At 63.1% G+C, this 12016-nt stretch carries 10 protein-coding genes and 1 pseudogene; 2 read left to right on the top strand and 9 right to left on the bottom strand.

Annotation, left to right across the window (positions count from 1 at the left end):
- Nucleotides 1-249: 249 nt before the first annotated feature.
- The 5 genes and pseudogenes from NKJ18_RS26640 to NKJ18_RS26620 form a co-directional block, all read right to left on the bottom strand.
- Nucleotides 250-744 (bottom strand): annotated as a pseudogene (locus NKJ18_RS26640) (DUF1419 domain-containing protein); the annotation flags it as partial.
- A gap of 24 nt (nucleotides 745-768) precedes the next feature.
- The gene (locus NKJ18_RS26635) at nucleotides 769-1161 is read right to left on the bottom strand and encodes a hypothetical protein (RefSeq protein ID WP_352760488.1); all 393 of its coding nucleotides are present in this window, start codon (nucleotides 1159-1161) and stop codon (nucleotides 769-771) included.
- Nucleotides 1162-1245: 84 nt separating this feature from the next.
- Nucleotides 1246-1722: a UCP036055 family protein gene (locus NKJ18_RS26630; protein WP_352760486.1), complete on the bottom strand. Its 477-nt coding sequence runs from the start codon at nucleotides 1720-1722 to the stop codon at nucleotides 1246-1248.
- Between the two features lie 72 nt (nucleotides 1723-1794).
- Nucleotides 1795-3945 (bottom strand): ParB/RepB/Spo0J family partition protein, encoded by a 2151-nt coding sequence (locus NKJ18_RS26625; protein WP_352760483.1) that lies wholly within the window; start codon nucleotides 3943-3945, stop codon nucleotides 1795-1797.
- Between the two features lie 278 nt (nucleotides 3946-4223).
- Nucleotides 4224-5420, bottom strand: a complete 1197-nt coding sequence (locus NKJ18_RS26620) for a DUF932 domain-containing protein (protein WP_352760480.1) — start codon at nucleotides 5418-5420, stop codon at nucleotides 4224-4226.
- Nucleotides 5421-5810: 390 nt separating this feature from the next.
- Here NKJ18_RS26620 and NKJ18_RS26615 point away from each other — a divergent pair, with 390 nt between their 5' ends.
- A complete protein-coding gene (locus tag NKJ18_RS26615; RefSeq protein ID WP_352760477.1) occupies nucleotides 5811-6053 on the top strand; it encodes a DUF982 domain-containing protein in 243 nt (80 codons plus the stop codon).
- 76 nt (nucleotides 6054-6129) lie between these two features.
- Here NKJ18_RS26615 and NKJ18_RS26610 read toward each other — a convergent pair whose 3' ends face one another.
- Entirely contained in the window at nucleotides 6130-6621 is a 492-nt protein-coding gene (locus NKJ18_RS26610; RefSeq protein WP_352760626.1) for an SOS response-associated peptidase family protein, read from the bottom strand.
- A gap of 56 nt (nucleotides 6622-6677) precedes the next feature.
- Between NKJ18_RS26610 and NKJ18_RS26605 the strand changes: the two genes are divergently transcribed.
- Nucleotides 6678-7268 carry an SOS response-associated peptidase gene (locus NKJ18_RS26605; protein WP_352760475.1) on the top strand — a complete coding sequence of 197 codons (591 nt, stop codon included), beginning with the start codon at nucleotides 6678-6680 and terminating at the stop codon, nucleotides 7266-7268.
- 25 nt (nucleotides 7269-7293) lie between these two features.
- On the opposite strand, the gene ligD is transcribed toward NKJ18_RS26605, so the two are convergent.
- From ligD to NKJ18_RS26590, 3 genes are all read right to left on the bottom strand, one after another.
- Nucleotides 7294-8286 carry a non-homologous end-joining DNA ligase gene (gene ligD / locus NKJ18_RS26600; protein ID WP_352760472.1) on the bottom strand — a complete coding sequence of 331 codons (993 nt, stop codon included), beginning with the start codon at nucleotides 8284-8286 and terminating at the stop codon, nucleotides 7294-7296.
- A 70-nt stretch (nucleotides 8287-8356) separates the two neighbouring features.
- Nucleotides 8357-11617, bottom strand: coding sequence for an error-prone DNA polymerase (locus tag NKJ18_RS26595; RefSeq protein ID WP_352760469.1), 3261 nt, complete (start codon nucleotides 11615-11617; stop codon nucleotides 8357-8359).
- A partial coding sequence (locus tag NKJ18_RS26590) for a DUF6504 family protein (protein WP_502906180.1) occupies nucleotides 11614-12016 on the bottom strand: 403 nt, incomplete at its 5' end. The genes NKJ18_RS26595 and NKJ18_RS26590, both read right to left, overlap by 4 nt.

Genomic DNA, 12016 nt, shown 5'->3' with positions numbered 1-12016 from the left:
AGTGGGCGCCTGGTCGTTCTCAGCGTTGAACTCGGCATGCCATTCGACCTGTCCGAACCCCGCGTTGCATCGGCGAGCGAAACGCTGGAGAGTTGGCTTTCGCGTCGGCGTCCGTCCGGGACGGCACCGCGGTCGATGTTTGCGATGGGTGGCGGTGTGCGCCGGTATCGGCAACGATCTGGGACACCCAAGCCGGCGGTATAGGTCGAACACGCTTCATAGCTGCGCTTGTCCGCCCGTGTCGGCTGCTTATGAAGGGTCATCATCGTTGCTCCCCCTCCTTTTGGTGTGCGGGCGCATCGCCGCCATGCGGTTGTCGATTTCGTTGTCGGACAGGTCCTCCAGCAGTTTCGGGATCGTGCCGTTGCCACCGTCGTTGACGAGAATGACGCGTTTGCCACGGTGCTCCGCGGGCCGGGTGTGGGGATTGATTTCGCCGGCGATCCCCTTGAAGTCGGGATGCGTCGCGTTCCAGATGGCCGCGAGCTTTTCCGCGCGGGTCATGCTGTCGCTCGCGCCGGTCTCGTGGGCGATGATGGCGGCGCGCATCTTGTCGGGAGACTGCCGATCCGTGAGGTCGCAAAAGCCATGAAACCAGCGTTCGCGGCCCCGGATCCGGATCGCGAAGAATACGCTCGGCACGTTGCCGGTCTTGAACTCCGACATGCCGAACATGCCGGTGCGCATGAAGAGCGGCGGCAGCAAATCGAGCATGAAGTGGTATTCTGACGCGGTGATCTGGAACCACTCGCCTGAATTTTGTAGGGTTCAGGCGGCGCGTCGTTCGGAGGAACGCGAAGCGTCTCGACCAACCCCGGTGATGGCACGGACGGCGGCGGCGAGTGCCGGGATGTCGTCGAGCATGCCGAGCGCAACGAAGTGGTTGGCCCCGCCAGTATAGTCCTTGCGGCCCTTGCAGGTGCGGATCAGGATGCCGTGACCTGAGGACAAACCGAACTGGCCGACCTGGATGTAGGCGCGGTCATGGTGCAGGGCAATTTCGCCGGAAACGGCTATGCCCGCCTTGTTTGAGCGCATGTCAAAGCTTCCCTGCGGTAGTGCAAGCTCGGCGGCGAGTTTCTTCAGCCGTGAACGGGCTGTCGTGTGAAAACGTCTCTTCTGCTGCTCGTCATAGGAGCAGCTTCTGTTCCAGTCGAACATGTCGATCTCCATGAAATGGAACAGGCCCGCGATCGCTCGCGCGATCCCGGGCCCATCATCGGGTGGGGTTAAATGGTGAAGCGATCAGGCGGCCGTGCGGCCCTCTATGACGTCGGCGCCGACCTCATCGGAGGAGACTTCCTCGAGATAGGCTCGGCTGTATGAATTGCCGGCGAGCCAGCGTTCGGCCGCCTCGCGGTTCTTGGCGAGATGCAAGAGTTCCGGGCTGTCGCCGAGTTCCTGCAGGACGCGGACCATGCCGATCGTGGGAGGCTCGATGATCTCGAAACGCAGGTCGCTCTCGACGGACCAGGTGCGCCTGACCGAGACGACGATGATGCCGCCCTGTCCGAAATCGCCCTCATGCAGGGTGAAGTAGGCCGGCGAGCTATAGGTCGCGCGATCGCGCGGCGGTTCCTTCCCGACCAGGCGCCCGACGCCGTTGCGGCTCTCCCAGGCGGCGAGTTTCTTGGTGAAGCGAGCAGGCGGTTTCGCGGTGCCGTCGCTGTACCGGATAACGCTCCCCAGAGGAGCGGATTCGTACACGATATGTGCGGACATGCGGGTTTCTCCATGTCAGAAAACGAAAAGGGCCCGGCGGGAGTGCCGGGCCCGGTGCGAGCGTGAGTCCGATTATTCGGCGGCCTGGAGGTGGTCGGCCTCGTCGCCGGAGCTGGTCACCGGCTCATCGGAGGATGGATCCGCATCATCGGCGAGGAAGGCCGGCAGCTCAGCGGCATCGCCGTCGAGAGCCGCTTCCTCCGCCATGTCGCCGGCGGCCGCGTCGCCAGCATCGGCAGACCCTTCATCGACCTCGACGCGCAGCGGCTCTGGCAGCCAGTTCGATCCTTCGAGAAGACGGGCGGCTTCACGGGCCATGATGTCCTTCTTCATGTGGTCGATCAGCTGCGCGGAGTCTGCGCCACGCGCTTCACGGACAGCCTGTAGAATCCGCGCCTTGGTGAGCCTCCCGAGGAACTCGACCGTGGGCGTCCAGCCGGCGTCGACCATGTCGAACTGGAGCGAGCGGCCAAGCACGTCTGCATACTCGAGCGCCTTCGCTCGCCTGTTCCAGGGTTCGACCACCGCATTGAGGGTCAGCGAGATGCAGTGCGCGAACAGCGCCTTGCGGCTTGCTTCATCGAGGCCGAGAAGAAAGTCCCACAGGCCTTCCGCCTCATCGGGCAAATCGCGGTCCCAGGCTTCGTGGCGCTCGGCGATCTCCTTGGCCCACGATGTCTCGGCAAGACCGTCGACCTGGCTGAAGCTGCCGCTCTTCATGCTGATCTCCAGGCACGTGTTCGGCGCGAAGCGATAAAAGACCTGCAGGGCGAAGGCATGGAGTGCGGCGACGATGGCGATGTCGACATCACCGGCAAGCGCGTTGCGCAGCGCCAGCGTCCGCTGCGCGGTCAGGTCGAAGATGAGCCGATCGGGCAGAGGCTTGATGCCATCGTCCTCGCCGTCGTCACTAGCGCTGTCATTCATCGGCTTGCTGTTGATGACAACACCATCGCCATCGTCGTCGCCATTGGATCGGGTTCCGCCGTCGGCGCCCCCTTCCTGACCCTCATCGACCTCGCCGGTTTCGGTCCGTGGCTCGTCCTCGGACCGCACGAAACCAGCGTCGACCTGGAGCTTGCCGTTCGCGGCAAGGGTAACGAACACACCCGCAATGGCCTTCTGGGCGGGATCGTAGCATTGAGGACGATCATCGATCGCATCGAGCTCGGCACCCAGCTGGTCGAGCTTCGCCTCGATTGCTTCGTCGACATCCTCCGCCCGGGCATAGTCCGCATCCAGTCTGTCGTATTCGGCCTTCAGCGCGTCGTAGCGTTCGATCTCCTCGGCGCTGAGCTCCTGCGCCTCGGCGTAGATACGCCGCATGCCGGAGGTGTGGCCATAGGGAAAGCTGATCGCCGCCTCGACCCACTTCCAGCCTTCGGCGCGGATTGCCTCGGCATCCACCTTCAGTCTGTCGAAGACAAGCTGCTCGAGGAGTGCGGCATCCTGGAACCAGCCGCCGGAATCCTGCTCGAACAGGTCGCGAAGGATGATGCCGCCAGCCGCCTCATAGGCTTTCGCGCCGACATAGACGGCCCGGCGATCGTCGGCCCGGACCGTCGTCTCCGTCAGCAGGCGCCTGATGTAATAGGGTTCCTGCGTGTGGGAGCTGGAGATTCGCTCCCAGACCTGCTCCTGGCGCCCGTGATCGTCCGAGATCGAGAAGGCCATGATTTGCTCAAGCCGGATTTCGTCCTTCTCGTAGAGCTCGAGAAGCTTTGGCGATACCGACGCCAGCCGCAGGCGCTGCCTCACCGTGGCCGGCGATACGAAGAAACGGGCGCCAATCTCGTCGGGATCGAGGCCCTGATCGCTGAGCGTCTTGAAAGCCCGAAACTGGTCGAGCGGGTGCAGGTCGGCGCGCCGCAGGTTTTCCGCAAGCGAATCCTCCTCGGCCGAGGTCTCCTGCCCGCGGTTGACGATGCAGGGGATTGGCTCATCCTTGGCCAGGCGCTTCTGCTTGATGAGGATGCCGAGCGCAAGGTAGCGCCGGCCGCCGGCGGGCACCTCGAACGTGCCGGTCTCCTCGCCCTCGCCGTCGAGCACGGGACGGATGTTCAGGCTCTGGATCAGCTTTCGCCGTCCGATGTCTTCGGCCAGCTGCTCGATCGACACGCCGTCCTTGATGCGCCGAACATTCTTCTGCGACAGCATTAGCTTGTCATAGGGAATATTCTCCGCGGCGTTCATCGCGATCTTCTGAATGGCGTTCTTTGCCATGGTCAGGTTCTCCATGACGGGCGGCCCGGGGCCTCTCCCCGAACCTCCAAGCCCGTCAGCAACCCTCCCCTCCCCCCTCTGCCTCCAGCCCTCACGCCGGCCTGGCCCCGGCTCACGATCTCGACGCCAAGCCGCCGGAGGGGCCTCCAGCATGTTGGTCGCCGGGTTCTCCCACGAAAAAAGCGCCGTCCTCTTGCTTCGGAGGACCGCGCTGGGATTAATCAAGACACCCGGAGGCGAGGCCGGCGACGAGAGTTTCGCTGCCGGCCTCCGCAGGATCAGGCGGCGAAATCAAGAAGCTTCTTGGCTTTGCCCTCCATTTCCAGGCGGACATCCTGATGCGGTTTGTCGCGCGCGACCCGCGTGATGCCCTGCACGAAATCAAAGATCGATTCCGGTGGTCTGCCTTCCTCCATGAGAACAGTATCGATGATCTTCGTGGTCTCGGACTTGGAAAAGCCGCGCTTGCGCAGGAAGCCCTGGCGATCTTCGTCGTCTCTGGCAACGATCCGTTGCCGCGCCGTCTTGATGCCGTTGACGAATGGCATGGGCGAGGAATCGGCAAACTGGATCAGAGCCGGCTCGGCTTCCAGGGCGAAACGGGAGGCCGCGTATTTTGAATGGCGGATGGTGATTTCCTCGAAATCCTCCACGCCCCACAGATTTCGATTCTGACAAACCGCGCGCAGGTAAAAGCTGGCGATGCCGAGGGTGCGGGCTCCAACTTCGGAGTTCCAGCAGTAGAAGCCGCGAAAATAAAGATCCGGTTCCCCGTTTGGCAATCGGCCGGCCTCGATCGGGTTCAGATCGTCGACGAGGAACACAAAGACATTGCGATCTGACGCGTAGAGCGTCGTGGTGTCGCGGGAGATATCGACGTGCGGATTGTAAATACCTGTCGACCAGTCGAGCACACCGGGCACCTTCCAGCGGGTCTCCCCGGTGCCGTTGCCAGCGATCTTCTGCACGGCGTCAACGAGTTCTGAGTCAAATATTCTGCCGTAGTCCGGACCTGTTACCGCTCGCAGCTCGAGGCGTCCGTTCTCGATTTCCAGCGTCTTCACCTGCTCGGCGCGGTGGTTGAGGAGACCGTGCTGGAGGTTGATCGCCGCGAGCGGGGCCGGAAGCTGCCGCAGATAGGTGGCCGGTGCGCCCACCAGGCTGGCGAGTTGGCCAAAACTCCAATGTGTGGGGGCAACAGGGGCAGGCGCATCGGGCAGCATTAGCCTCAGGCGCTCCGGATCGTCGCGGCTGGCCTCGACGCGGATCCGCTCACTTTCGACGATGCGGGTCTTGCTGCGCTCCGACCGGCTCTTCACCGAATTCCGAAGGTCGTTGAGCGACAGGTATCGCTCGTCCGCCGGCCGGTTGAACCATTCTGACGACACGCGGCCAATACGCTGGCCGCGGCTGACGTCTACCTTGTAACCGGCACGCTCGTTGCGCTTGGGCGTGTGAATTTCCATCTGGGTCATGGGTGTCGCTCCTCGGCGGGCGCCGGGAGACTCTCTCCCGGACCTTCACCCGCCGCCGCGGCCCGCCCGCCCTCTTCCTCTCCCGGCATCCGCGCGCCACTGGAAGTGTCGGCATTGCGGCAGCGGCCGCGTCAAGGCTAACATCAGGAGGGAAGGCTCGGGCTTCAGAAAGCCCGAAGACCAAGCGCCGCTTCACCTTCCGGACGCGACAGAAATCCGCTGTGCTTTGTTACGCAAACTAGACGGGGACCCATCCGGATTCAAATAGCGGCCTGCTGAAATTGGACAGGCAATTTGTCTTGAGATTGAGCAACTGCAAGTTCTCTTGGAGCCTAGCCCATACACGTATGAATTGACCCAACGCCATGATACGCGAAGAGAAGTAATTGCATGTCGAGCAGGTTCGTCCGGCCCGTGGTGGTGCAAATTGGCCGGCATGACCGTGAGCGAGTCATATTCGATGTGAACGACGCAGCCACGATCCTGCTGCGAAGTTTCCCTCATCAGACGGAGAAGCGAAAACTGGCTATGGATGCCTGTCTTCAGGTTCTGCGTGGTGAAGCCCAGACGCCGGTCGCGAGACGGGCCTTCGTTGCAGCGGCGTTAGAAGCGAAAATCGTCCGCAGCGACTGAGGTCCAAACGATATTAGCCTCGACCACAGTGGCAGTGGCGGATGGCTGGCGAGATCACGAAGTTCGGGTTTTTGGTTCAAAATGCAAGCGCCGCCTGTTGCGAAACCACGAACGTGCCGGCAGGCAACGGCCGAAGCAGCTCTTTCTCCAAGCAGGTCCGATCGAGCCAAGCCATCCGCTGATCGCGCCGCAGCACCGCCATCTGCCGGACGTGATAGGGCGCCACGTCGTCGTTCGCCTCGATCGTCAGGATGGCATAAGCCTCAGGCCAGTCCCGTGTCGCCGGGCGCCAGACTCCAGCGAAATAGAACCAGTCACCGTCGGCGAGCGAGAAACTATAGGACTTGCCGCGGCTACGATGGCGGAATTCGGATGCCGGAACCAAGCAACGGTGACTGGGAAACGTCCTGCCCTCAGCGCGCATGACGGTGAAAGGCCTGCCTCCAACGTCGCTGGGCTGGAGGCCCCAAGGCAACTCTGCCATCTCAACATCGCCGCCGTAGCGCCTTATGATGACGCGGCGTTCGTCGAGCGATGCGTCGGAATCGAAAACCGTCGCGCTCATGATCGTGCGAACATAACAAGAACACGGTCGCGCTGCAATGGCGATCGGACGGAGGACCGATGTGCAATGACTATCGATTGATGGTGGATGTCGCTTCGATCGTGGAGGACTTCGCCGACCTCAAGATCAAGATCCGCTTCGGAGAAGGAGCGCCGAACCTCGAGGCGCGCGAGGACATCAAGATCACGGACGTGGCGCCGATCATCAGGACGATCGAGGGCGTGCTCGGCGGGGGCGATATGATGCAACGTCGCTGGAGCTGGCCCGGACCGAACAAGCGGCCCGTTTATAATTTCCGTTCAGAGAGCCGGGAGTTCTCGTCGAACCGGTGCCTCATCGTGGCGGACGGCTTCTACGAGTTCACCGATCCGATAGAGCCCAAGAAGAAGCGAAAGGACAAGTGGCTCTTCACAAAGAAGGACGAGCCGATCTTCTGCATTGCTGGAATCTGGCGTGACACGCCGGAGGTCGGCGAAGCCTTCACCATGCTGACGATGGAGCCTGGGCCCGATATCGCGCCCTATCATGACCGGCAGATTGTTATCCTCGATCGCAGCGTGTGGGCAGACTGGCTCGACCCTTCGGTGTCGGCGAAGTCGCTGATCAAGGCCCTTCCACCCGGCACGCTGCAGGTGGCGCAAGTCGGATGAAATGAAGCGCGGCGACCGATGCCGGTCAGGGATGGGGCACGGAACGCACCACCTGCCGGGCCGGCTTGTCCTGCCGCTCCCCTTGATATGAGACCTGGCGCAGGAGATTGTCTTCCGTCCAGGTGAGATAGGCGACCTCGACCACCATTTCAGGCCTGACCCAATGGACGCGCGACAGCTCAAGCGGTGAGCCGAACCGGCTCTCACGTGGCGGTGGGGCGTCGAGGGGCATTCGAGCTGCCTGAAGTGGTTCAAGCCGGCCAGCCAATCGCTTGAGCTCTGCAACCGTGATGCCCGTGCCGGCGCGGCCCGCATACATCAGACGACCATCATCGGTGTAGTAGCCGAGAAGCAGCGAGCCGATATGCGGGCGGCTTCCAGTCGGATCGGTCCAGCCGACGACGATGAATTCCTCTCTGTTGAGACACTTTGACTTGACCCATAGCCCGCGATTGCCGGATGCATAGGCGCTGTCGATCCGCTTTGAGATAGCGCCCTCGAGTGCAAGCCGGCAGGCGTGCTTGCGGAACGCAGGCCCGTCGCCGATCACGTGATCGCTGAAGCGCAGGCCGGGCATGTCGGTCGAAAAGAGGCCTTCCAGTCGCGACTTGCGGTCGATGAGCGGCAGCTTCGCAATGCTTTCTCCGTTCAGGAACAGAAGATCGAAAGCAAAGAAGGCAAGATCGCCCGTGCGGCCCTCGTCCATAGCGGCCTGCAGGCGGCTGAAGGAGGTGACGCCGTCTGCCCGAACGGCGCACAGCTCTCCGTCGACATATGCCTCTTTCACCGGGAGCGCACGGAGGGCTGCTATCGTCGCTTGATAGCGATGCGACCAATCGAGGCCGGTGCGGGTGAGCAAGCGGATGTCGCTGCCGTCGATCCGCGCGTGCATGCGGTATCCGTCGTACTTGATTTCGTGAAGCCAATCGGGGCCGTTGGGCGCTTCGTCGACCAGGCGCGTCAGCTGAGGCTCGATCCATTTCGGCGGATGCGTTTTATTCGGCTTTGTGGGATTCACCGTCTTCCGCGCCAATTGAGATAAAGCATCGTCATACGGACCAGACTACCACATGATAACCGCTGCAGCTTTATCGGAAATCCCGCGTCTTCACCTTGATGCGGTCGATGTGCTCGTAGGGATCGACGATATCGCGCGTTTTCGGCATGCCGCGCGGATCAACGCCCGATCCGCCATGATGGGCCTCGTCACCGCGGCCGTGTGGCAATGGAAATGGCGTGTCGCGGTTTCCGACGCTGGCGAGTTCGGCCGATAGATCGGTCAACTCGCGGGCAACGAGATGCACCACCTCCCCTTCCCGCTGGATGCGGCCGCGCACGCCGAGCATGGCCGACGAAAGAAGCACGCGCCGGAATTTCTCAAACACCTTGACCCAGACGACGACGTTTGCGGCGCCCGTCTCATCCTCCATGGTGAGGAACATCACGCCTTTGGCCGATCCCGGCCGCTGCCGGACCAGCACCAGGCCGGCGGCCTCGAGCCATCGTTTGTCTCGCGCCTGCATGGCCTCCTCACAGGTCACGATGCGGCGGCGATGAAGATCGGCACGGAGAAACGACACGGGATGGCTGCGCAAAGTGAGCCCGACATGGCCGTAATCCTCCACGACCTCGCGACCCGCAGTCATCGGCCTCAGCGCGATGAGAGGCTCCTGGATCTCCGGCACGGTTTTCTGCTCGCGGGATGTCGCGGCCGCGAACAGCGGCAAAGGCTCATCGCGCAGCGCCTTGATCGCCCAGAGCGCATCGCGGCGGGCAAGGTTCATATCCGGCAGAAATGCGTCGGCCTCGGCGAGCTGCACAAGCGACGTCGCCGGCACGCCGGCGCGGCGCCAGAGATCGTCGACGGAGAAGAAGGGTTCATCGGCCCGCGCCGCGACGATCGCGGCCGCGTCATCATTGGCGAGACCTCTCACCATGCGCAGGCCGAGGCGGACAGCGAAGCGATCTTCGACATCGGTCGGCTCCAGCGTGCAATCCCAGCGGCTGGCGTTGACGCAGACCGGACGCACCTCGACGCCATGATCGCGAGCGTCGCGCACGATCTGGGCCGGCAGATAAAAACCCATCGGCTGCGAATTCAGCAACGCGGCACAGAAGACATCCGGATGCCAGCACTTCATCCAGGATGAGGCGTAGGCGATCAGCGCGAAGGAGGCGGCGTGGCTTTCGGGGAAGCCGTAGCTGCCGAACCCTTCGAGTTGCGAGAAGGTCTTTTCGGCAAACTCCGGGGTGTAGCCGTTGGCGATCATGCCGTTGATCAGCTTGTCGCGGAATTTCGAGACGCCGCCACTGTGCTTGAAGGTGGCCATGGCGCGGCGCAGCTGATCGGCCTCGCCGGCGGAAAAGCCGGCGCAGACCATCGAGACCTGCATCGCCTGCTCCTGAAACAGCGGGACGCCGAGCGTCTTGCCGAGCACGCGCTCGAGCTCCGGCGTCGGAAACGTCACCTCTTCCGTCCCGTCGCGCCGGCGAAGATAGGGATGGACCATGTCGCCCTGGATCGGACCAGGTCGAACGATCGCAACCTCGATGACAAGGTCGTAAAATGTCCTGGGCTTCATGCGCGGCAGCATCGACATCTGCGCGCGGGATTCGATCTGAAACACGCCAAGCGTGTCGGCCTTGCGGATCATCGCATAGGTGCGCGGATCCTCGGCCGGGATCGTCGCCAGATCGAGGGCGATGCCCTTGTGCTCGGACAGAAGATCGAATGACCGTTTCATACAGGTGAGCATACCCAGGGCAAGGACATCCACCTTCATGAATTTGAGGGCGTCGATATCGTCCTTGTCCCATTCCACGACCTGGCGATCCTTCATCGCCGCCGGCTCGATCGGCACGAGGTCGTCGAGCCGGTCATGCGTCAGGACAAAGCCGCCCGGATGCTGCGAGAGGTGACGCGGCGTGCCGGCAAGTTGCGCGGCGAGTTCAAGGGTCAGCCGCAGCCGGCGATCGCCGAGATTGAGATTGAGCTCGCGGGCGCGCTGCTCATCCACCGCCTCGCCATGGCCCCAGACCTGAGACGACAGCAGTTTGGTCATGTCCTCAGGCAGGCCGAGCGCCTTGCCGACATCGCGGACGGCGCCCTTGGTGCGGTAGCGGATAACGGTGGAGCAAAGTGCTGCGTGATCGCGGCCATAGGTCTCGTAGACCCACTGCATGACGATCTCACGCCGTTCATGCTCGAAATCGACATCGATGTCGGGCGGCTCGCGCCGTTCCTGCGAAACGAACCTCTCGAAAAGGAGGTTGTTGCGTTCGGGATCGATGGAGGTAATGCCGAGCACATAGCAGACGGCTGAATTGGCGGCCGAGCCGCGGCCTTGGCAGAGGATGTCCTGGCTGCGGGCGAAGCGGACGATCGAGTTGACGGTCAGGAAGTACGGCGCATATTCGAGCGTCTCGATCAGCCGCAGCTCGTGCTTCAGGATCTTGATCACCTTGTCGGGCAAGCCCTCGGGGTAACGGCGGGCCGCACCTTCCCAAGTCAGTTTTTCCAGCGCCTGCTGCGCCGTGAGGCCCGGCATCGTTTTTTCCTCGGGGTATTGATAGGCGAGCTCGTCGAGCGAGAACCGGCAGCGGCCGGCGATTTCGACGGTGCGCGCCAGCGCCTCAGGATAACGGCTGAACAGCCGCGCCATTTCATCGCCCGGTTTGAGATAGCGGTCGGCATGACGTTCACGCCGGAAGCCGGCGTCATCGATGGTGACGTTGTGGCGAATGCAGGTGACGACATCCTGCATCATGCGGCGGGCCGGCTCGTGGAAAAGCACATCGTTGGTGACGACGGTCGAGACGCGCATCGCGGCCGCCAGGTTTGCCAGCTCGTAAAGCCGGAGCTGGTCGTTCGGGCGCCTGCGCAAGGTGAGCGCCAGATAGGCGCGATCGCCGAAGATCTCGCGCAGCCGCCGCAAACGAACGGCACAAAGATCATCCGCTTCGTCCGGCACCAGCACTGCGATCAGTCCTTCGCCATAGGCGACGACGTCATCCCATTCGAGATGGCATTTTGCTTTGCCGGCCCTGCCCTTGCCGAGCGACAGCAGGCGGCAGAGATGCGAATAGGCCGGCCGGTCGGTCGGATAGACCAGGACCGACATGCCGTCGGCGAGATCGATCCGGCAGCCGACGATCAGCCGGACGCCTGTCGCCTTCGCCGCTTCGTGCGCGCGCACGATGCCGGCAAGCGAATTGCGATCGACGACAGCCAGCGCCTCGATGCCGAGCAACGCCGCCTGCGCGAACAGCTCATCGCAGCTGCTCGCCCCACGCAGGAAACTGAAATGCGAGGTGACCTGCAACTCGGCATATCGGGTTCCGCCAGTCATCCGAAGATCCCGTGCATGAACCATTTGTGCGATCCGGTCGCGGCGTCCTCGCCGTCGCCGGCGCGGTAGACCCAGTAGCGCTCGCCGTTCTCGTCCTCGACCTGGAAATAATCCCTCACCGCCGCGAGCTCGGCGTCGCGCTTCCACCATTCCCCGAAGACGCGTTCCGGGCCGTCTGCCCGTTTCACGCGCCGGCGGACGCCGCGCCAGGTGAAGGTCACGGGCGGATGGTCGGGAAGAAGTGCGACCGTCTCGATCGGCTCGGGCCGCGGCAGTAAGCGGGGGGGGGGGGGCCCCCGAACCGGCCCCCCCCCCCCCGCCGAGAGAGGGGCAGGTGGTGAGGGAGTGTATGACCCCCAGGGGCGGGAGCTCAGAGCCCGCCCCGCGCCGGAAAGAAGT

The sequence above is a fragment of the Mesorhizobium sp. M0217 genome (genome assembly GCF_040321955.1).
Lineage (GTDB): Bacteria > Pseudomonadota > Alphaproteobacteria > Rhizobiales > Rhizobiaceae > Mesorhizobium.
This window is presented reverse-complemented; position numbering and strand designations above follow the sequence as displayed.